Source organism: Leeuwenhoekiella sp. MAR_2009_132 (assembly GCF_000687915.1).
GTDB lineage: Bacteria > Bacteroidota > Bacteroidia > Flavobacteriales > Flavobacteriaceae > Leeuwenhoekiella.
On record NZ_JHZY01000004.1, the window covers coordinates 1,970,798 to 1,993,337 of the forward strand.

Annotated in this window: 19 protein-coding genes; 8 read left to right on the forward strand and 11 right to left on the reverse strand. The window is 39.6% G+C overall.

Annotated features, from left to right (window positions below; all coding sequences use genetic code 11):
- The first annotated feature begins 16 nt into the window (after positions 1-16).
- From P164_RS16865 to P164_RS16880, 4 genes are all read left to right on the forward strand, one after another.
- On the forward strand, positions 17-1,234 hold the full coding sequence (locus P164_RS16865) for a tetratricopeptide repeat protein (RefSeq protein ID WP_028377496.1): 1,218 nt from the start codon (positions 17-19) through the stop codon (positions 1,232-1,234).
- A 113-nt stretch (positions 1,235-1,347) separates the two neighbouring features.
- The gene (locus tag P164_RS16870) at positions 1,348-2,100 is read left to right on the forward strand and encodes a head GIN domain-containing protein (protein ID WP_028377497.1); all 753 of its coding nucleotides are present in this window, start codon (positions 1,348-1,350) and stop codon (positions 2,098-2,100) included.
- A gap of 96 nt (positions 2,101-2,196) precedes the next feature.
- Entirely contained in the window at positions 2,197-3,129 is a 933-nt protein-coding gene (gene era, locus P164_RS16875; protein ID WP_051621389.1) for a GTPase Era, read from the forward strand.
- A 23-nt stretch (positions 3,130-3,152) separates the two neighbouring features.
- Positions 3,153-3,770, forward strand: a complete 618-nt coding sequence (locus P164_RS16880) for a hypothetical protein (protein ID WP_028377499.1) — start codon at positions 3,153-3,155, stop codon at positions 3,768-3,770.
- 54 nt (positions 3,771-3,824) lie between these two features.
- Here the strand turns inward: P164_RS16880 and arsM are convergent, their stop codons facing one another.
- From arsM to P164_RS16935, 11 genes are all read right to left on the reverse strand, one after another.
- Complete coding sequence (gene arsM, locus P164_RS16885) at positions 3,825-4,793, reverse strand: arsenosugar biosynthesis arsenite methyltransferase ArsM (protein WP_028377500.1); 969 nt, start codon at positions 4,791-4,793, stop codon at positions 3,825-3,827.
- Between the two features lie 53 nt (positions 4,794-4,846).
- Positions 4,847-5,767 carry a metallophosphoesterase family protein gene (locus P164_RS16890; protein WP_081817396.1) on the reverse strand — a complete coding sequence of 307 codons (921 nt, stop codon included), beginning with the start codon at positions 5,765-5,767 and terminating at the stop codon, positions 4,847-4,849.
- Positions 5,749-7,086 carry a sodium:solute symporter gene (locus P164_RS16895; RefSeq protein ID WP_028377502.1) on the reverse strand — a complete coding sequence of 446 codons (1,338 nt, stop codon included), beginning with the start codon at positions 7,084-7,086 and terminating at the stop codon, positions 5,749-5,751. The genes P164_RS16890 and P164_RS16895 overlap by 19 nt, the downstream gene beginning before the upstream one ends.
- Positions 7,087-7,110: 24 nt before the next feature.
- Positions 7,111-8,553: a SusD/RagB family nutrient-binding outer membrane lipoprotein gene (locus tag P164_RS16900; RefSeq protein ID WP_028377503.1), complete on the reverse strand. Its 1,443-nt coding sequence runs from the start codon at positions 8,551-8,553 to the stop codon at positions 7,111-7,113.
- 31 nt (positions 8,554-8,584) lie between these two features.
- Positions 8,585-11,800, reverse strand: a complete 3,216-nt coding sequence (locus P164_RS16905) for a SusC/RagA family TonB-linked outer membrane protein (protein ID WP_028377504.1) — start codon at positions 11,798-11,800, stop codon at positions 8,585-8,587.
- A gap of 66 nt (positions 11,801-11,866) precedes the next feature.
- On the reverse strand, positions 11,867-12,472 hold the full coding sequence (locus tag P164_RS16910) for a DUF2064 domain-containing protein (RefSeq protein ID WP_051621390.1): 606 nt from the start codon (positions 12,470-12,472) through the stop codon (positions 11,867-11,869).
- Between the two features lie 89 nt (positions 12,473-12,561).
- On the reverse strand, positions 12,562-13,629 hold the full coding sequence (arsS, locus tag P164_RS16915) for an arsenosugar biosynthesis radical SAM (seleno)protein ArsS (protein ID WP_028377506.1): 1,068 nt from the start codon (positions 13,627-13,629) through the stop codon (positions 12,562-12,564).
- Positions 13,630-13,693: 64 nt separating this feature from the next.
- Positions 13,694-14,032: an arsenosugar biosynthesis-associated peroxidase-like protein gene (locus P164_RS16920; protein ID WP_028377507.1), complete on the reverse strand. Its 339-nt coding sequence runs from the start codon at positions 14,030-14,032 to the stop codon at positions 13,694-13,696.
- A 167-nt stretch (positions 14,033-14,199) separates the two neighbouring features.
- Entirely contained in the window at positions 14,200-15,012 is an 813-nt protein-coding gene (locus P164_RS16925; protein ID WP_028377508.1) for a purine-nucleoside phosphorylase, read from the reverse strand.
- Positions 15,013-15,020: 8 nt separating this feature from the next.
- Positions 15,021-15,701 carry a TIGR04282 family arsenosugar biosynthesis glycosyltransferase gene (locus P164_RS16930; RefSeq protein ID WP_028377509.1) on the reverse strand — a complete coding sequence of 227 codons (681 nt, stop codon included), beginning with the start codon at positions 15,699-15,701 and terminating at the stop codon, positions 15,021-15,023.
- A 29-nt stretch (positions 15,702-15,730) separates the two neighbouring features.
- Positions 15,731-16,222, reverse strand: a complete 492-nt coding sequence (locus P164_RS16935) for a rhodanese-like domain-containing protein (RefSeq protein ID WP_028377510.1) — start codon at positions 16,220-16,222, stop codon at positions 15,731-15,733.
- Positions 16,223-16,416: 194 nt separating this feature from the next.
- Here P164_RS16935 and P164_RS16940 point away from each other — a divergent pair, with 194 nt between their 5' ends.
- The 4 genes from P164_RS16940 (at position 16,417) to galE (ending at position 22,496) form a co-directional block, all read left to right on the forward strand.
- Positions 16,417-17,436: an aldose epimerase family protein gene (locus P164_RS16940; protein WP_051621391.1), complete on the forward strand. Its 1,020-nt coding sequence runs from the start codon at positions 16,417-16,419 to the stop codon at positions 17,434-17,436.
- Positions 17,429-20,605 (forward strand): glycerol kinase GlpK, encoded by a 3,177-nt coding sequence (gene glpK / locus P164_RS16945; protein ID WP_035900187.1) that lies wholly within the window; start codon positions 17,429-17,431, stop codon positions 20,603-20,605. The genes P164_RS16940 and glpK overlap by 8 nt, the downstream gene beginning before the upstream one ends.
- 65 nt (positions 20,606-20,670) lie before the next feature.
- Positions 20,671-21,477: an HAD-IIA family hydrolase gene (locus tag P164_RS16950; RefSeq protein ID WP_028377512.1), complete on the forward strand. Its 807-nt coding sequence runs from the start codon at positions 20,671-20,673 to the stop codon at positions 21,475-21,477.
- Positions 21,474-22,496: a UDP-glucose 4-epimerase GalE gene (galE, locus tag P164_RS16955; RefSeq protein WP_028377513.1), complete on the forward strand. Its 1,023-nt coding sequence runs from the start codon at positions 21,474-21,476 to the stop codon at positions 22,494-22,496. The genes P164_RS16950 and galE overlap by 4 nt, the downstream gene beginning before the upstream one ends.
- The last annotated feature ends 44 nt before the right edge of the window (positions 22,497-22,540 follow it).

The following is a 22,540-nucleotide window of genomic DNA, read 5'->3' on the forward strand; positions in this document are numbered from 1 at the left end:
AACTTTATAAGTATCAATGAGCAGATTTTATCTATTTATTTTTTTAATTATTGCCAGCCAGGCCGAAGCTCAGGAAGTTTCGGCTTTGGCCGTTGCAGACAGTTTGTATGCAGTAGGAAATTACAGCGCGGCTATTGAAAATTATGAACGTATTCCTTCTAAAGAAGAATCTGTTTATTTAAAATTAGCACGTGCGCACCAGGCAAAAGGTACACTTGACGATGCATTAATTAATTATGTAAAAGCTGCGAGTAGTACAGATGAAGTTATAGCAATGAATGAGTATGGTAAATTACTCATTACTAAAGGTAAGTTTAAAGAAGCAGATAGTGTTTTTACTAAATTGATTTCAGTATATAAAACCAATCCTGAATTTTATTACCAGCGTGGGCGTGCAAGCGAGAATATGCCCAGAGATATAACGTTAAACGCTTTAGATTCTACGGAAGAAAGAACTATGACCCTTTTCCCTTACCTGAAAGATTACCAAAAAGCAGTTGCACTTGACAGCACCCATCAAAAAGCACTTTCAGAACTGGCTACCTTTTATCTGAAGCGAAAAGATTTTAGAATGGTAGAAAAAATAGCTTTTAAAGCTCTGGAAAGTTACCCGACTAATGTAGAAATCATCGGCACACTGGCTCAAAGCTATTATTATAAAGGGTGGAATGAAGAGACAATTACCTGGTTTGAAAAGTTAATTTCTCTGGGACAGAATACACAGTTTATTCGTGAAAAATTAGGTAACGCGTATTTTAAAGATAGAATGTATGAGTTGGCAATTAAGAACTATCTCGAAGCCTTAAAGTTTTCACCTGAAGATGCACACCTTCACGCAACATTAGCCAGGTTGTATAATTATATTGAAGATTTAAAAGCCGCAGAAATGCATGGGCTTTTTGCTATTCTATATAAAGATCAGCCGCTAGATGAAGAATATTATACGTTATCGCGTACGTATGAGATGAAAAAAGACTGGGCGAATGCGATGAAATATGTTAGTCATTCTCTTAAAGAAAATCCAGATAATAAAAATGCAGAATATACGAGAGCGATTGTAGCCGATAATTATTACGAAGACAAACGTGCAGTTTTAAAACTCTACGAAGATTTTGTCAAGAAATACGACTCTTCAAAGTATGCTAAATATGATTCTACATTAAAACTAGCTAAAGAACGCGTTACCAGTTTAAATAGGGAGATTTTTATGGCAGACGACAGTGAAGAGAAGTAAGTGCATCACTTTTGAAAAGGCGCTTGATGGATGTAGAATTTTGGTTAAATCGCATTATCTACTACTTTTTAAAGCTTAATTTGCCATCTAATTATTCATAAGATTTTTTGGCTTTGAAAAACGTTCTATACCTATCTCTCATCTGTCTTTTTGCACTTTCCTGTAACTCTGAAAAGGGACTCAATTGTATTCAGGCGGAAGGTGAGCGCATTAAAAAGGAATTTACAGTAAGCGACTTTACTTCAATTATTGTTGAAGAGCGTTTGCAGCTTATTCTTAAAGAGGGGCCGGTTCAAAAAGTGGAGGTTGCTACTGGTGAAAATTTATTGAATGACATTGAAGTAAGCGTTACAGACGGTATTTTAACAGTTTTAGATAATAATGGCTGTAATCTAGTTCGGGATTTTAACATCAGTCAGGTGTATGTGACTTCTCCTAATATCGAGCAAATACGCAATGCTTCAGGATATGAAGTGCAAAGCGATGGTATACTCACGTATCCTTCATTGACCTTAATAAGTAATGACGGTGAGGAAGAAGATTTCTACCACAAAGACGGAGATTTTAGATTACAACTTAATGTGGGAGAATTAAATATCAGCGCAAACGGACTTAGTAATTTTTATATTTCAGGCGCAGCCGAGACTGCGAATATTGAATTTTTAGAAGGTGACATTCGTTTTGAAGGTCCAGAATTTAGAATACAGAACCTCAATATCTACCACCGCGGTACAAATAAAGTTATTGTAAATCCTATACAATCGCTACGCGGAAAAGTATTGAGTACCGGCGATCTCATCTCAGTAAATCGCCCACCTACTGTTGAGGTAGAAGAAACCTATACCGGCCGACTAATATTTCAATAGTACGAAGGGCTTTAGGGATTTCCGCTTAAACGTAAAACTCAAACGCTAATTTTTTAAACGTATCTTTGCAGCTTAAAACCTCAAAATACCATACGTTTGGAATCTCAAAATAACAATCCGTTAGCACCAGAATCACAAGAACCAAAATCGCATAAGGCCGGTTTTGTAAATATTATAGGTAACCCTAACGTGGGGAAATCTACGTTAATGAACGCTCTTGTAGGGGAGCGTCTTTCTATTATTACTTCAAAGGCACAAACTACGCGTCATCGTATTTTAGGTATTGTAAACGGGGAAGATTTTCAAGCGATTTTAAGTGATACTCCGGGTATTATTAAACCAGCTTATGAGCTGCAGGCTTCGATGATGGCTTTTGTAAAGTCGGCATTTGAAGACGCAGATGTATTAATTTACATGGTTGAGTTGGGTGAAAAAGAATTGAAAGATGAGGCTTTTTTCAATAAGATAAGAAATACAGAGATCCCGGTTTTATTGTTGATTAATAAGATTGATCAGGGAAATGAAGAGCTTCTTGAAGCAAGTCGTACCCATTGGAAAGAACAGGTGCCTAATGCAGAGATTTTTGCAATTTCGGCTTTAGAGAACTTTGGAGTAGCTGAGGTTTTTAATCGCATATTAGAAGCTTTACCGGTATCACCACCTTTCTATCCTAAAGATGCCTTAACCGACAAGCCAGAGCGTTTCTTCGTTAATGAAATCATACGCGAGAAGATTTTAATGCATTACAAAAAGGAGATTCCCTATTCAGTAGAAATAGATACCGAAGAGTTTTTTGAAGAAGACAACATCATTAGAATGCGTAGCATTATTATGGTAGAGCGCGAGAGCCAGAAAGGTATCATCATAGGCCATAAAGGTGCAGCCTTAAAGCGTGTAGGTATTGAAGCGCGTAAAGACCTGGAGGTTTTCTTCGGAAAAAAAGTACATATGGAATTGTATGTAAAAGTCAACAAAAACTGGAGAAGCAGCGAGCGTGAATTGCGTCGTTTTGGGTATAATGGGAAATAGGTTTGGTCACTTAGGATTTACAAATGTCGGAAAAATTAGATGATTTAATTATTCAATTGTCAGGTGAGGATTCTAAGATAATAGCTTTAGGTAAGATTTTGGCTGAATCAATTGGAGCGACAGAGTATACTTTTTTTTGTCATTCTGTTTTGAATAGAACTATAAACCTTAATAGAGGTTATTTAACTTTATTAAAGGACCAAAATTTCATAGCGGCAGCACCTTTAGTAAGATTGAATTTGGACAGTCTTTTGCGAATTTTTGCATCTATTCAATCGGAATATGATGTTGAAACTTTTGCACGGAATGTTAGGAGAGGAGATATGATAAGAAAGATGCGGTATAGTAAAAAGGCAAAAGAAAGATTAACAGACACTAAATTGGTTAATCTTTTAATGGATATACCAAACTTTAAATGGGTAAAACAAGTTTATTATGCAGGTAGTGGATATGTTCACCTAAGTAACCAGCACTTTTATTCTTCTATTAAAATAGTGGATTTACAAACTGTTGAAGGAGGTATATTGAAAACTGATAAGTATATTTCCGAGGATGAAAAAATAGCTGGAACATATTATATGCTCCAATCCTCAAAAGGGATACGTGCATTTATAGGGGATGTTTTAAATTCACTTAAATAATAAAAAGCCCCGCAATGCGGGGCTTTTTATTATTTGCCTCTGGCTGCTAGCCGGTTAGCAGCATCCACCACCATCGTAATGAAACGTGCTTTCACTAATAAAAATATCATCACGACCTAAAGAAGCCAGTGCACCTGCAGTCTTATCACAAACCGCCAATGGCTGATTTTTAACTAGCACGTGTCCTTTTTTGTCATCAAAATGATTTTCAGAACCGTAATAAATCGCGGCTTTTCCGGTAAAGATACACGGGCCATCTTCAGGCATAGGATCTTTGATGGCAGCTACCTCAATAGATTCGATATAAATGAGTTCGTCTGTAGGATAATTTTTCGGATCCAGAATACGATAAGGTTTACGGGCACGAATTTCAATAGTACCAAAACCGGCATCAGTTAATGCTTTTACATATTCTTTAATAGGTAAACTTCCGCTGAGGCAAAGTGCCCGCAGGCGCTCGTCTTCACGCAAGGTCTCGTTCATTTGCTGCTCACAAGTAGGATCGCTCATCACCAATCTACCTTGTGGTTTTAAAACACGGTACATTTCAGCAATAGCTTTCTTTAAATCTTCCGCCTTAAAAATATTGAACAGGCAGTTTTGAGCTGCTACGTCAATACTGTTATCTTCAACCGGAAGGCTCAATGCATCTCCTTTTTTGAGATCTACAAACTCACTTTTAAACCAGGGATTTACCGCTTCTGCCTCGATAAAATTTTTGCGAGAAGCTTCCAGCATTTCATCTACAATATCCACACCAATAACGCCGCTTTTTTGACGCGAGAAATAGGCGAATTGTAGCAGCTCCATTCCGCCGCCGGCACCTACGTATAAAATACGCGGATTGTTAGTGAGATCACGAGCATTTACCGTGCTTCCGCAGCCGTAATTCATCTCCTGCATGATTTTTGGAATTTTTAAACCCGGTAATTCCCAGATTGGGTTTGTGGTACAGCACAAGCCTACATCAGGCGTAAGTGCAGCATCACGATACACATTTTTGGTAGTTTCTAAATAGCTCATAGGTACATGTTTTTTTTATGGAAACAGCTTAAGCCGTCGCCGGGTTAAAATCTTTATAATTGAATACCGAAACCCTGCAAACCACTTTCATAAGGAGGCAGAATTTCGGTGTTGTCCCATATTCCTGTAATTAATGTACGCGCATATTCCTGCGGTAAAAAGTCATTTTGCATTTTGGCATTTGCCAGCTTGAAGTTGTAATTCATCGTATGATGCGAAAAGCTCAACTCCCCATTATGCTCTTCTAAAGTCGCATACCAAACATTAGGAGTACCATCGTTTGCCGGCATCCCGATCACTCCGGGATTCAGCCAAAGCTTATCCTCGTTTTCATGATGAAAAGGCAACCCGCAATGCCCTGCAATAATCACATCGGCCTGAGTAGTTTCAAAATTTGCTTGCTTGAGTTTCCAGTCGGTTGATTTGTAAACGAATTCTGATACATTAAAAAAATCGCCGTGAACAACGGTAATATCTTTTTTCGCAAAGCGGAAATCAATATGATTGGGCAGCGTTGCAATATAATCGAGTGAATTTTTACTGAGTTTACTTTGCGCATACGGAAACCACATTTGGGAGAAGCCATCACAGCGCGAACCTTTTCTGAAGTCGCAGCCGCAATCTTCGGCACCATCCCGCAATTGAATTTCTACGTTGCCTAAAATACTGTGAGCGCCCCAAATTTTAAAAAGCTGCACAACTTCTTCCGGCTGTGCGCAATAGCCCACGATATCGCCGGTACAAATGCAATTCTCTGGTGCGATATTTTGAGATTCAGCAATTTGCTTCAGTTTTTCCAAAGCCTGAAGATTGCTGTATACACCACCAAAAAGCAGCACTTTTCCGCTTAGCGAACCCAGATTTACGCTATAATCGAGATTTGAATGCTCAGAGGCTTGCTCCGAAGTCAAAGGCTGTTTCCTTTGAGTGCCTTGATGGCTTGACCTAAGCTGATTTACCACAGTTTTATCCATGCCGGAATCATATATAAAATTAAACACGAAAATATGCCCCAGATATTAACCCAAAGCAAATCGGCATAAGGGCCGGTGGTTAAAATCCACGATTTTGGGATGAGGTTAAAAATCAATAAAAAGCCAAAGGCAATTCCACAGAAAATACTGAGGTAGAAACTGATTTTAGGTGCAGGTAATTTCCAGAAAAAGAAAATAGGAGTGAGGCCAATAACCATGGTTCCGGATATGGTGGTCGCCGATAAAATTTCAGCATCCAGAAATATCGGAATGGTTCCTAAAACCACCAGAACGCACATGGCAATCCTACCAACCGAAATGCTTTCGCCCAGTTTTAAATCAATCGCTGCCAATTTAGAAAATGACGAAAACGTAGAGTCTAAGGTAGAAGCCGCCGAAGTGATCATTATGAAATTGATAATCAGCAAAATAACCGTACCAAAAGCTTTACCCACTTCTACTGCTGCCTGACCCTGCATTCCCATAGCCTGGGCATAAACACCAATAACACTAAAAAGAATGATGCAGGCTCCGCCTAAAACGCTTGCCAGAAGAAAACTTCTTAGGGTCACTTTTGGCGAACTTAAAAAAGCACGGTCTGTTAAAACGGGATCGTGAAAGGGATAACTGAAGGATTGCAACAGGGCAGCAAAAAGTAAATTTAAACCCATATCAAAACTCCATACACCGCTGTTTACGGTTTCAGCAACTGTAAAATTTGTAGTTGAATAGATACTCGATAAAATCACAAAGAGCAAGATGCTGAATAACCCCATTTGAATTACATCTGTAAAAATTGAACTACTCAATCCCCCTTTTAACGAGTATGCCAGAGTAAGCAATGTGAATACGATTATCGAAGCGTAATAGGGCGTGCTGCCTATATCTCCAAAATAACTCCCTATTACCATTGTGTTGCTCCAGACTTCGTTAAAAAGCCTTATAGCGATTAAAATGGAAAACACGCGCATAGCATTTTTGCCAAAGCGCGAAGTGAAAAAATCATGTAAACTTGTATATCCGCCCCGGGTGCGTATAGAGTAAATAAGAATACCTGCGATTGCAAAAGAGAGGTAATAGGCAGCATAGGCGACACCGCCTACAATACCAAACTCCAATCCCAGATTGGCTGCATTGGTGATACTCTTGGCAAAAATCCAGGAGATAATAAGGCTTCCCGTTAGCATAAACACATTAGGTGCTTTTTTGCGATGCGTAGCTTTAAAAAAGTCGTCTGTTGTTTTTGCCAATGGGGACAGGAAAAACAGTATCAAACTTGATACGATGATTAATCCCCATTGCCAGATTTCAATATTCAATTTGTTTATTTTTTATTCAAAGTTCTATTCATCCCACCAGACGGCTACGTCCAGACTGTTCCCATTAGTGGCTTGAGCGGCGCTATTGTAATTATCTGCATTTAAAGCTTCTTCCTCTGCGGGATATGGCATACGTACAGGAATCAAACCGTCATTGAGACTTGCGGCAACCGGTTTAAAAGCAGGGAAACCGGTACGTCTCCATTCTACCCAGCCTTCGTATCCATTTATAATATTGGCGATCCATTTTTGAGTGCTTATTTGCTGCAGCGGAGTCGTCCCCGCAGCATTATAAGCAGCCGGTCCGGTTAAATAGTCTGCCGGTAAATCGGTCAACCAATACTCAAAAGCTTGCTGTACACCGGTATTGTATAAAGTGGCTGCATCTGCCGTGATGTAGTTTTTAGCTGCAGCTTCTGCCAGAATAAACTGCGTTTCCCAACTCGTCATAAAATTGGCATTCAATTCTGAAGTGTTTTCTTTAAAAAGGGTTCCTGCACGGGAATAGTTCGCCGGTTCAATAGAGGTTTGTGAAGCGTTGATTCCATTGATTAGTCCGTTAAAGGTTCCGGTAGTTGAGTTTGCAAACGGTCTAAAAAACACCCCGATACGATCGTCATTTAAATCGGTTAAGATTTCTTCCATGGTTTCAGAAAGCACGAAGTTGTTAAAATCTCCTGCACGCAGTTGCGCAAAGCGAAAACTATTAGGAGCACTGTTTGTAAAATCAAAAGTCGCATTGTCTGCATTGGTTTTGATGTAGTTTCCTTCAGAAAAAATCGCTGCGATTTGTGAGGCTACATCCTCTTTACTAGAAATACGCATCAAAGCCTTCAGCTTTAGCGAGTTTGCAAATAGAACCCATTTATCCAGATTTCCGGAAAATAAAAGATCGCCTTCCAGAGCGACTGCTCCCGTGTAAGTGTTTAATGCTAAAATTCCCTTATCCAAATTGTCCAGAATCCCACCTTCGGCAAGATAAATAGCTTCCTGAGCATCGTAAGGAGCCGTTACGGTACCATCAATCCCATTAAAGGCTTCGAAATACGGAACATCACCAAAAAGATCGGTAAGCCCTTGAGCCATATAGGCTTTTAAAATCAATGCCGGACCTTCATAAACTTTAAAGGTCTCGTTGCTTTGCGCCTGTTTTAATAAAAGTTCGTTATCGCGCAGATTAGTATAAAAAACCGGCCAAGGATTTCCACCCAGCTGTGGTGATTTGAGTGCGTGGCGGTCAAACAAGTTAAAGTCTAATGCGGTGCGGTGTTGTGATAGTAAATCACCGGCAGCAAAACCTTCGTAACTCATTTGCTCTCCAAAATCGTAGATCACCTGTCTCAATAAGAGACTGGGTTGCACGGTAACCGGTGCATTGGGATTGGTGTTTTTTTCTTCAAAATCTGCTGTACAGGCTGTGAAAAGTCCCAGACTTAGGATTAGAATTTTATAGAGTGTGTTTTTCATCTTTTAAACGTTTAGATAGCCTTTAAGGCTCTTAGAAATTAAATCCTGCTTTAAGGCCGATGCTTCTGGTTGTCGCATAACTCATATCTTCGACACCGCTCACAAAACCGGTGCCTTGCACGGCAAGTTGCTCCGGGTCAAAATGCGGAATTTCAGAAATCGCAAAAAGGTTACGTCCTACTAAAGCGATATCAAGATCCATTCCTTTAGAAAGGCCTAGAAAACCGTCTTTGAGTTTAAAAGTATATCCTACCGAAAACTGACGCAGTTTTAGAAAAGAAGCGTCATACACGTTATTTTCTTCGTGGTTACGATCGTAAAATTGTCTGTAATAGGTTTCTGCGGAAACTGCTGTTGTATTAGGTACATATTGCGGATTGTCTGCTGTTCCCGTATTTACCACACCTTGAGGTACAATGCCTTCTTCAGGGCGGTTTGCAGTTTCTGCAAGTTGACCACCTACCGTTCCTAAAGCACGCGTACGGGAAACGAGTTCGCCGCCTTGTCGCCAGTCAAATAGGAAGCTGAGGTTCCAGTTTTTGTAGGTGAAATTGTTGTTCCAGCCCAGCATAAAGTCGGGTGTGTAATTCCCTATTTTCTGGAGCGTATTGTCTGCAATGTAGCTTCCGTTTGCAGTTAAGATAAACTGGCCGTCATCTGTTTTACGATACCCCGTGCCGTAGATGTCGCCTATTTGCCCGCCTTCTTCTACCTGAAACCAAACGGTCTGGTTGGCACTGTCATAAATACGGCTGTAGGCTAATGTTAAACGCCCATCAGACTGTGGAAGACTTTCTACCCTTGAAGTACTCGTGCTGAAGTTGAAGGTAGTATTCCATTTAAATTCTGAAGTTAAAAGCGGTGTTGCAGCAAGAATAAGTTCTACTCCCTGCGTGCATACTTCTCCGCCATTTACCACTTGCTGGTTGTAACCGGAAGAAATAGCGATAGGCAATGAGATAATTTGATCTCGTGTCAGGGCATTGTAATAGGTCGCATCCAGTTTGATACGATCTTTTAAAAACCGAATATCTGCACCCACTTCGTACGAAGTCGTTTGCTCCGGTTTTAAATTGGCATTAGGGATAAAATTTTGATTGCTGAAGGTAGGCTGTCCTGCGTAAGGCGTTTGTGAAATAAATGCTCCCGAAGTCTGGTAAGCCTGTGTATCGTTACCTACCTGAGCCACACTCGCGCGAAGTTGAACGTACGAGAATGTTTCCGGTAATTGAGCGACTTCAGAAAGAATAAAACTCGCTGATGCTGAAGGATAAAAGAACGAAGTCCCGTCTACTGAAAATGGAGTGGCTAAGGCACTCGACCAGTCGTTACGGCCGGTAATGTCTAAAAACAAGTAATCTTTGTAGCCCAGTTTTGCGATTCCATAAAAGGAATTGATGCGTTTATTGGATTCAAACTGAAACACATCGATAGGGGAAGCAGCATTATTCAGGTTGAAAATACCCGGTTGTGCGAGGTTCACCGTTTGTGATTGTTTGGTTGAAGCTTTTTGATCCAGACGGTTTCCGCCTAAAGAAACATCTAAAGAAACATCACCGATAATCTTGTTGTAATTCAATAGAAAATCAGTGTTGATTTCGCGGTAAAATACGTCGTGCTCTGCGTAACCTCCATTTTTAAAACGGTTAGAACTAAAAGCTCTGCGCAATTGGCGGGTTTCCGAAGAATAATCCATCCCGGTGCGCACTGCTAAACTCAAATTGTCTGTGAAATTATGCTTGATCGACATATTCCCAAAAACACGATCGCGATTGAAGGAGTTTCGGTTTTCATACATAATGAAAAACGGGTTGTCAAAATAGGTGTAGTTAAAGGAGTACTGCTGCACGCCTTCAAGACCCGGCTGCCAGTAGTTGCGCAGGCTGTTCATGTCTAAAGAACGCGGTCCCCAGGCAACCAGTGAGTAATTTACGTTTTCACTACCGTAGCCATTAGACGGGCGGTTGTCACTGCTTGAGTTCACATAGCTAATCGAAGTATTAAAAGTGGTCTTGTCTGTGGGTTTAAAATTAAGCTTGGTAGCCACCGTTTGACGATCCAGATTCACTCCGGGAATGATAGATTCACTGCGTAAATCGGTAAATGAAATGCGGTAGTTTCCTTTATTAAAACTACTACCGATAGCCACATTGTTAATTGTGGTAACGCCGGTCTCGTAAAAATCTTTAAGATTATCGGGATGTGAGTTAAACGGCGTTGGAGTAATCGGTAACCCGCTGTATAATGAAGTGTCTCCACCACGTACCACGCTTCCGTCAGGTAAGGTTACTGGAGAATCAAACTGTGGGATTAGTGTTCCCTGATCAAGACGAGGTCCCCAGGAATAGGAGATAAGGTCATTAACGCCGCCGCCCAGACCGTTTACAAACGCAAACTGACCAGAGTTTCCCTGCCCGTATTTATTTTGAAATTCAGGAAGTTTAAATGGCGTGTCTACAAAAACTGAAGTATTGATGCTAATTCCCAGTCCTTTGCTTTTGCTTCCGTTTTTAGTTTCAATAATAATTACTCCGTTTGAAGCACGAGTCCCGTAAAGTGCCGCGGCACTAGGGCCTTTAAGAACACTTACCGAAGCGATATCATCCGGGTTTACTTCCATTGCGCCGTTACCAAAATCAATTTCCTGAAATCCGGCAGCGGCTTCATTGGTATCGTTAAACACGGTGTTGTTGTTGATAGGAGTTCCATCTACAATAAACAACGGATTGTTATTGGAAAAAGAAGCTTCCCCACGAATGGTAATTTTAGAGGAGGAGCCCACGCCTGTTGCACCTTGCGAAATGGTAACCCCTGCAAGCTTACCGGCCAGGTTGTCTAAAAAGTTAGGCGCTTTTACCTCAGATACTTGTTCAGCCTGAATGGTTTGTACCACGTAGCCCAGTTCTTTGGTTTCGCGTTCCAGACCTAAGGCAGTAATCACTACTTCATCAAGATCAGTAGTCGATTCCTGAAGAATGACATTGATTTGAGAACGCCCGTTTACCGTTTCGGTTTGTGTGATAAACCCTATCGCCGAGAAGCGAAGTTGTGTGGTTTTTTCGGGTATCGTAATGCTGTAATTTCCGTCTTCATCTGTAATTGTAGCGGCGTCTGCATTTACAGCAATAACATTTACAAATGGGATGGTAGTGCCGTCAACAGCAGTAGTGACGGTTCCTTTAATTATAGTTTGGCCTTGTGCCCACGCGCATAGCATAAGCATAAGCCCCAAATAGAGGTTTTTCATTTTTTGTTTTTGGAATAATTAATAACTGCCGGTACAGTGGCATAGGATCGCAAAAGCGAAATGGATTTATGCGGAAATTAAAACCGGTGATCCCTTATTGAAGTAGGTACGTGCGTGAAAGGTTTCAACCCAAAAAGGCTGAAATAAAGGTAAGTTGAATGATTTTTCAAGAGCATTTAAAAGCAGTTGACTTATCGTGTAATGTAACGTTTTTTGAGACTGAAGCAATGTCTCAATATCTGCTACAGAATCGAGATCCTGAAGCGTGTCAAGCAGAATCGCTTCTATTTTTTTAGCGTGAACGAGCCTTAAGATACTTGAGGTTAATGCTTCGGTTTGCCAGGGTAATTTTAAAAAGGAATCAGGGTTGAAACGTGATTTCTTCAATCCCATCAGGTAAAAACCACCATCTGCTGAAGGTCCTAGAACAATGGGATTTTCTTTCAGGTGTTGACTGGCTTCAAGAATATGGTTTGCCGTAAGATGCGGACTGTCATTACCAATGGTGATGATATTCTCAAAACCTAAGGCGTAGATTTCCTGAATCGCATAGGTGAAACGCTCGCCAAAATTAGAACCAATTTGTTTTTCTTCCGAATAAATAAAATAAGGAAGTCCTGTTTTTTTGAGCGTTTTAACTGCGTGCTTATTGAGCGCGTCAAAAACCTGCACTCCATTACGGAAGCGTTTTTGCTTTGCATCTTGCTGCGCAGAGCGCGCAAATAGTATTATGGCAGTTTTCTGGTCTATGGTCTTAAATATTAAGCAACAGTTCCCTGGCAGCTACTTCCGGCACCGGCAGTACAACCATAGCAATGTTGCGAAATGATGATATTACGATCGTTAAGCAAATCTTCATTGTAATCTGAAATGTGCTTCACTTTACTGTTAACTTTTAAGTCGAGCATCTGGTTAAAATCGCAATCGTATAACCAGCCGTCCCAGCTTATGGAAATGGTATTGGTACACATCACATTTTCAACAGCTGCAGGGTTATACGCTTCAACTAATTGATACATATAATCTTCATAGTTTTCTGAAGCAATCAAATAATCTAGAAAACGGGCGATAGGTAAATTGGTGATCGCAAAAAGGTTATGAAACTGAATATTGAAATCCTCGTACAATGCTTTTTTGAAATCTTTCTCCATCCCGGCCTGATCAGAAGGGAGATATGCGCCATTAGGATTGTAAACCAGATCCAGACGTAAATCGCTATCTGGCATCCCGTAACCTACTGCATTTAAATCTTGCAATGCTTTAATTGAAAGGTCAAAAACACCTTCACCACGTTGCTTATCGGTTTTACCGCGCGTCCAGTGCGGCATCGAGCTTACTACGTGTACGTTGTGCTTTTTGAAAAACTCAGGTAAATCGTAGTATTTTTTATTCGCGCGAATAATCGTCAAATTACTGCGCACGATAAAATCTTTGATTCCGGCTTTGCTGGCTTCTTCGACAAATCGTCTAAAATGCGGATTCATTTCAGGCGCACCACCGGTTAAATCGAGGGTATGTGCTCCTGTATTTTTAATCACTTCAAGACACTGTTCCATCGTTTCCCAGGTCATAATTTCTTTACGATCGGGACCGGCATCTACGTGGCAGTGCTCACACACCTGGTTGCACATGTAACCCACGTTGATCTGTAGGATTTCTAACTTTTTAGGTCGAAGCGGAAACTTATTGGTTTCCTTTATTTTTTCAGCAAAAGTAGGGAGTTCACCATCAGCAAAAATACCACCTGATAAAATCTCAAGTTGTTTATTGGCTTGAGCCAGATCATCATGGCGTTTATGTAATGATTTTTTTGTTTTGGTAACAGACATAGAGGTTTTTCTTTTTCAGCAGGGACTAATATAGTATATAGTTGATAGAAATTAAGTCTAACAACTACATTTCTAGCTTATTCACTTTATTCATCATCATTGTACCATGTACGAGGGTTGCGCCGCTTTTAATTGCAGCACCTACGTGAATGGCTTCCATCATTTGTTCTTTAGTAACCCCACGTTGCAGCGTATCTTTAGTATAAGCATCTATACAATAGGGGCACTGTTCGGTGTGTGCAACGGCAAGAGCGATCAATGCTTTCTCACGGGCGGTAAGTGCACCTTCTTCAAACACTTTTCCGTAGTAATCAAAAAATTTAGTGCCCAGTTCCTCGCTCCATTCGGTGATTTTACCAAATTTTCTAAGATCTGCGGGATCGTAATAATTGTTAGCTGCCATTGTAATCGTGATTTTGAGTTATTAATTTTGTAACTACACAGTAGTTACGGTATTTGTTAGCTTTTGGTTTTAAAACCGAATAAAAATATAAAACCCTCGAGGATAAACCAGCGAGGGTTTTACTGTTAGTCGCTTTATTTCTAATTAATTAGATTCCGCTTTGCGGATTACAATTTTTCTATAAGTTTTGTGAAAAGGGTAACCATATCAGGTTCTGCTTTCGCGGCAGCTGCCATAATATCCGCGATTTCTACGGGCTGCAGATTTTCAGGATCACATTCATCTGTAATAACTGAAAGCGCTGCGACCGGCAGATCCAGATGGTTGGCGACAATTACTTCGGGAACAGTACTCATCCCTACAGTATCTGCGCCTATAATTTTAAGATAGCGATACTCGGCGCGAGTCTCCAACTGAGGTCCCACTACCGAAACATAAACGCCTTCGTGAAGGGTAATCCCTTTTTCTGCGGCTGTTTCTTTCAGGATTTTGATCATTTCAGCATCATAAGGTGCGCTCATATCTGTAAAACGAGAACCCAATTGCTCTACACCTTTAAAGGCTAAAGGCGAACCACCTTGCAGGTTGATGTGGTCTTCGATGAGCATAATCTCTCCTTTTTTATAGTTGAGGTTTATAGCTCCTGCCGCATTACTAATTAATAATTTCTGAATACCCAGTTCTTTCATCACGCGTACAGGATAGCTCACATCTCTTAGCGTATAACCCTCGTAAATATGAAAACGGCCCTGCATAACGATTACCTTTTTACCGCCTAGTGTACCGTAAATGAGTTTTCCGGTATGAAATTCTACAGTAGCAGTGGGGAAATTTGGTATATGATTATAACTTACTGAACTTATAATGTCAACCTGATCTACAAACTGGCCAAGACCAGTTCCTAAAATTATGCCCACTTCCGGAGCTTCAAATCCGCGACTTTTTAAAAACTGCGCAGACTCTTCTATAAATTTTTTCATTTTAAATATTATTTCAAGTGTTGTGGTAAAAATGGGAAAAATGCTTCAATACCTTTAATATCTTCGTAATAATCTACATCATTACGAGTAGGCAGCAATATAAAAGATTCTTCTTTTAAATCTGCAAGCGTGTCTTTAAGAACAGTTTCGGTACCCCAGGTTTTATCCTGAAAAAGTTCAGGTTTTAAGAAGGTCATTCCGAGTAAATAATAACCGCCGTCTTCTGCAGGGCCTACTACAAAGTCGTGATCATCAAGCAGAGCAAATGCTTTTTCCAGATCTTGTTGAGAGAGATCATACATATCGCTGCCTATAATAATTACTTTTTTATAGCCTGCTCTAAACGCTTGGGCGAAAGCCTTATTCATACGCTCGCCTAAGTCTTTACCGTGTTGCAGCTTTTTAGTGAATTTATCATCATCCCAAAAATCTCCGGAACGTATTTTTTCAGAATAAAAGACCTGTTTGTCTGCAGTTAAACCAGTTGTTATTGAGACGGTGTGCGCTAATAAAAATTTATAAATCTCTAAAGCAGCTTCATCACCTACGCCGCCAGCCAGGCGTGTTTTAACCTTGCCAAGCTCTGGATTACGAGTAAAAATTAATAAGGCACGGTCTGATGTGGGGAAATGAAATTCTGCCTCGAAGTCTTTGTTTTCGTCAGTATCTTTTTTGCTAAGTAAGCCCATTCATGTTTGTTAGTTGATTGTCTTCAAAATTAATGAACAGCAATGCCTGTTTTTAAATAATCTTCCCAATTTTTTGAAAAAGTATGAACCTTAATGGTTGGTTTGTTATTTGAATCTTTTAAATCGTAACCGGCATCTTTCCATGCAAAAATTCCTCCGTAGAGATTATAGATTTTACCTTGCATTTCTTTATTGAGTATCTCACCATAATCTTCACTGCGTATACCCACCGTACAATAAACAACCATAGATTTTTTTGAGTTTATATAATCTTTAAGCAACTCTTTTTGAGGTTTTTCACCCACCCAAATTGCTTGAGGTAGATGGCTCACCTCAAACTCCTCTTTTTTTCGAGTGTCTAGAATTACATAGGTGTCTGATTTCATCTTCAATTCTTGTACAGAAATATAAGGTACACTTTGTGAATTGTAAGTTTGTAACAACTTATCTATAGATTTTTTCTGACCAAAAAATAAAACAGGAGTCAGGAGCAGAAATAAGGTAATTTTTAGAGTAGACATTCTGGAATTTAGGTAGCGTATGAGACTAATTTTATTACAAAAACTTACGAAGAAAAGGAAAGATTGGTTTAAAAAGGACGCAAGTATAGAACAAAAGCTTTATTAGAGCAGTAACAGGAACCAATTTAAACTTATCCTGAAGACTTATTGTGGCAATACATTTTTATATATTTATCCTTATAAAATAATATCTGTTGATTACAATACAACCTTTTGATAAAACACAAGACGGTCGCGCTGTCTTAAGTATACAGTTAAAAAATGCTTCTGGCATGGAGGCACACTTTCTCTCTTATGGAGCGATACTTCAAAAATTAATTGTTCCTACAAATACCGGTTCTTTTAAAGATGTTGTTCTGGGTTTTGAAGATCTAAAATCGTACGAAGAAGACACTTCGTTTATAGGTCAACTTGTGGGGCGTAATGCAAATCGTATAGCGCTTGGAGCGGTTGCCATAGATGGTAAAAAAGTGTCGCTTTCTGCTAATGAGGGTAATAATCAATTGCATGGTGGTTTTGAATCCTTCGGAAAAAAGCTTTGGGAAGTTGAGAATCTTGGCGATGAGGTGGTTTTTAGTTACACGAGCATTGATGGTGAGGAGGGATTTCCCGGAAATCTGAAAACACAGTTTTTTGTTAAGCTTCAGGAAGATAATGAACTGGTAATGCGTTTTGAAGCAAAAACAGATAAAGAAACGATTGTAAATTTAACCCGGCACGAGTATTTTAACCTTGAAGCAGGGGATAGCGATTCTATTAAAAACCATCATCTAAAAATTAATGCGTCCCATTATTTGCCAAAAACACCAGCGAATGTTCCTTCGGGAGAACTAAGAGCTTTGGCAAATACAGCCTTTGATTTACAAAAAGAAACCCATTTAAAAGAAGCGATTGCGGCTATTGAAGGGGGCTATGACCACAATTATGTTTTAAATCAAAATCGAGGTCAGCAACCCGCAGCTATCTTAATGAATTCTGATAAAAAGCTACAATTGCATTTACATTGTACACAACCCGGCTTGCAATTTTACAGTGCAAACGGGATGACAAATTTTAAAGGTAAGGGAGTTTCCTTAAAAGGACCTTCGGTGGCGTTGTGTTTAGAACCTCAGCATTTTCCAGATACGCCTAACCACGAGAATTTTCCTACTACGGTATTAAAACCTAATGCCGTTTACGAGCATCAAATACGTTATAAATTTTACTATGAGTGATTCTTATATAATAGCATTTGACCAGGGCACCACAAGCACACGGGCAATTTTATTTGATCGTGAGGGTATTGAGGTTGCGATTTCTCAGAAGGAACTTAAACAATACTACCCACAATCGGGGTGGGTTGAGCACGATCCATTAGATTTATATAATGATCAGAAAGCTGCTTTTGAAGAGGTTTTTTCTAAGGCAAATGTGCCTTTAGATGCAATAAAAGCAATAGGAATTACAAACCAAAGAGAGACCACAGTCGTTTGGGATAAACATACGGGAGAACCTGTATATAATGCCATCGTCTGGCTCGATAAGCGTACCGAATCTATTTGCGAAATGCTGCGCGAACAGGATCTTGCGCGGTATATTTTAAAAAATACGGGTCTGGTTATAGATAGTTATTTTTCAGCAACCAAGATAAAATGGATTTTAGATAATGTTGAAGGTGCGCGGGCACGTGCAGATGCCGGTGATTTGCTTTTTGGTACTGTTGATAGTTGGTTGATTTATAAATTCACGGGTAAACACCTTACAGATCATACCAATGCCAGCCGTACGATGCTTTTCAATATTAAAAACCTCGATTGGGATGAAGAGCTGTTAGAGGCCTTAGATATACCGCGCAGTATGCTTCCGCAGGTTCAGGCTTCCTCTTCAGACTTTGGTACGTTAAAATTTAAGGAACACTCTTTTCCTATTTACGGAGTAGCAGGTGATCAACAGGCAGCACTTTTTGGACAAGGAGGTTACAAGTCTGGTATGGCAAAAAGTACCTATGGTACGGGTTGTTTTATGTTACTCAATACGGGTAAGAAGCCTTCGTTCTCTAAAAACGGCTTAATAACAACATTGTGCTGTACGCTGGAAAACGAACCGCACAAATATGCTCTTGAGGGAAGTGTTTTCGTAGGCGGCGCATCAGTACAGTGGTTGCGCGATGCAGTAGGACTAATAGATAATGCTTTAGAAACTGAAGCGATCTGTAAAAGTATTCCGCCACTTAAAGATTTATTTTTTGTGCCTGCATTTAATGGGATGGGAGCTCCTTACTGGGATAGTGATGCAAAAGGGAGTATACAGGGATTAACATTTAATACCGGTAAAAAAGAGCTTATAAAAGCTACAATAGAGGCTATGGCCTATCAGGTAAGCGATCTTCTTAATGCAATGATAGAAGATAGTGGCAAACAGCTTAAAGAATTAAAAGTTGATGGCGGTGCCTGTGTAAATAATTACCTAATGCAGTTTCAGGCAGATATCCTGGATACAAATGTAGATCGCCCTAAAATGCTTGAAGTTACTGCAATGGGAGCTGCTTTTCTGGCGGGAATTAAAGCCGGAATCTGGACAAAAAAGGACATTGCTTCAGTGCGTAATGTAGATACTATTTTTGAGCCAAATATGGATGTGCGTACGCGTAACCATAAAAAAGAAGGTTGGGAACTGGCTGTAGCACGTACACGTTCTGGCTACGCCGAAACTATTGAGAAAGAGAAGGCCCCGCTACGTTTTAGTATTATAGACCGTAAGCGCTATATCAAAAAAGCAAAATCTAAAAAGTTTGATGTTGTAATTATAGGCGGAGGTGTTACCGGTGCAGGTATCGCACTAGACGCAGCAACGCGAGGAATGAGCGTTTGTTTAATTGAAAAAAATGATTTTGCTTCAGGAACTAGCAATAAAAGTACAAAGTTGGTTCACGGCGGGTTACGCTATCTGAAACAAATGGAAATAGGTCTCGTAAAAGAATCGGGAACAGAGCGCGCCATAGTGCATAAATTAGCTCCACACCTAGTAATCCCAGAAAAAATGCTCCTGCCCCTTATTGAAGGTGGGCAGTATGGTAAGATTTTGACTTCACTGGGGTTAAAAGTTTATGATTTACTGGCAAATGTAGAAGGTGATGACAAACGGCGTATGCTTACTAAAGAAGAGACTATTGCACGTGAACCTATGCTTGACGAATCTACATTGCTGGGAGGTGGGTATTATGCTGAGTATAGAACAGATGATGCCCGGCTTACAATAGAGCTCATTAAAAAAGCAGCAGATTTTGGTGCGATTTGTCTCAATTATACAGAGATGATTGACTTTGTCTACGATCATAAAGGCAAAATCACCAGTGTAACATGTAAAGATCACAACACCTCAAATTTATTTGAAGTTGACGGTAGAACATTTGTTTCTGCAGCCGGACCCTGGGTTGATAAACTAAGGGTAAAGGATGAGTCTATGAATAATAAACACCTGCATCTTACTAAAGGGGTGCATCTTGTTTTTGCAAAAGAAAAGCTGCCGGTACACCAGTCACTTTATTTTGATGTGCCAGATGGCAGAATGATATTTGCTATCCCTCGTGGTAAAACCACCTATGTAGGAACTACAGACACTAACTATTCGGGGAGTTTAGATCGGGTTGTGGCTACACAAGCAGACATTAATTATTTGCTAGATGCAGTTAATCAAACATTTCCAGAAATACATTTGGAGGAGTCTGATATTCAATCCAGTTGGGCAGGATTACGCCCACTTATTCACGAAGATGAAAAAGATCCTTCAGAATTGTCAAGAAAAGACGAGACATTTATAAGCAAAAGTGGTTTAATTTCAATAGCCGGCGGAAAGTTAACCGGATATCGTAAAATGGCAAAACGGGTTAGCGATACCGTACTTAAGCAGCTTAAAGACAAATACTCAGAGAAGTTTGAAGAATCGAGAACAGAGCATATAGCACTCACTTCGTATGCGATGCGCAATTCTAAAGAGGTTGCAAACTATCAGAAAAAATTAGCCGATACGCTAAATGTTATAGGTATTGATGATGCAGAGTATAAAGCTTGGTATTTAACCACTACCTACGGAAAGCAAGCGGACCTAATTAAAAACAAAATAAACTATTTTAGAAATCAAGATGCTAATGATCGTCTGTTACGCGCAGAATTATGGTACAGTGTCTATTATGAGATGACTAATAGTCTTGCAGATTTTTTTGTAAGACGTACAGGGAGACTCTACTTTAATATAGATACGGTTTCTCAATACCGCCAGATTGCAGTTGAAGATTTTGTGAATTATTTAGATTGGACCGAGTCACGAGTCGTTCTTGAAAACACAAAACTCGATGAGTTAATATATGATGCAACGCACTTTTATGACACAGAATTTAAAGACTAATTTTTAGCGTATATGACTGTTAACTTTGTAATTAAAGGTTATTTTTACGCTTAAATCTACAACTAATGGATAAAGGATTTTTAATAGATATGGATGGGGTTATTTACAGTGGTAATGACTTGATTCCGGGAGCAGATACATTTATAAAAACATTACAGGATCGGGGTATTCCGTTTCTGTTTATGACTAATAATAGTCAACGCAGTCCAATAGACGTTGTCAATAAATTAATCCCAATGGGGATTAAAATTAAGGAAGAAAATGTATACACCAGCGCCATGGCAACAGCCTGGTTTCTGGGCTTTACAAAACCTAATGGTACAGCATATGTTTTAGGAGAAGGTGGGCTATTGTCTAGCTTGCATCAAAATGGCTATTCACTTGTGACACAGGATCCCGATTATGTCGTAATTGGCGAGGGGCGCAATTTTACTTTAGAAATGGCGAATAAAGCCGTAGATATGATTCTTGGGGGTGCAAAACTTATTGCAACAAATTTAGATCCTTCACCTATGAAAATAGGCTGGTCTAACCTGGGTATCAAAGCGATTGTGAAGATGATAGAAGAGGCGACGGGGCGAAAAGCATTTTCGGTAGGAAAACCCAGTCCTGTAATGATGCGTGCAGCCAGAAAAAAATTAGGGCTTACCACAGATCAGACTATCGTAATAGGGGATACTATGGATACAGATATTCTAGGCTCTATACAAATGGGGTACAAAACGATTCTTACTCTATCTGGTGTTTCTAAGGCTAAGCATATTAACAATTATGCATACGCGCCAGATATGATTATAGACTCTTTAAAAGATTTTAATATTGACGAAGCTTTAGAAAAGCTAAGCGTTGAAAATAACATTTCAGAATTTTGAAAATATTAGTAACAGGAGGTCTTGGTTTTATAGGTTCGCATACGGTCGTAGAGTTACAGAATGCAGGTTATGATGTAGTCATCATTGATGATTTATCAAATGCATCAGAATCTGTTCTAGACGGAATACAAAAAATTACAGGTACAAAACCAGACTTTGAAAAAATAGATCTTCGTGATCGTAATGCCGTTTCGACATTCTTTAAAAAACATTCAGATATATCTGGTGCTATTCACTTCGCAGCTTCTAAAGCTGTGGGAGAGAGTGTAAACAAACCGCTTTTGTACTATGAAAACAATTTGAGTTCATTAATATATCTACTGCAAGAGCTTACAAAAAAAGATACAGCTAATTTTATTTTTAGTTCTTCCTGTACTGTTTATGGGCAGGCAGATGAGTTACCTATAACAGAGAAAGCTCCTGTGAAACCAGCGGAATCTCCTTATGGTAATACCAAGCAGATAGGTGAAGAGATTATAAGAGATACGGCTAAAGTTTACGGTAATTTTAATGCTATTGCTCTGCGCTATTTTAATCCTATAGGTGCACATGAGAGTTGTGAAATAGGAGAGTTGCCTTTAGGGGTGCCGCAAAATTTAGTGCCTTTTATTACACAAACTGCAGCCGGACTACGCAAGGAGCTTTCAGTTTTTGGAAATGATTATCCTACAAATGACGGTACTTGTGTTAGAGATTATATTCACGTAGTAGATCTTGCAAAAGCACACGTTATGGCGTTAACACGACTAGTTGACCACAAAAATGAAACAAATTATGAGACCTTTAATTTGGGTACTGGTACCGGTAGTTCTGTGCTTGAAGTAATACATACTTTTGAAAATGTTTCTGGTGTTGATTTGTCATACAAAATTGTTGACCGAAGAGAAGGAGATGTAGTAGCTGCCTACGCAGACACAGCAAAAGCTAACGAAGTTCTGGGTTGGAAATCGCAGCTTACACTGGCCGAAGCTTTAAAATCTGCCTGGAATTGGGAGAAAAAAGTTAGAGGAATTAACTAATTAAAAAAAGCCTTACTGATACAACAGTAAGGCTTTTTTTATAT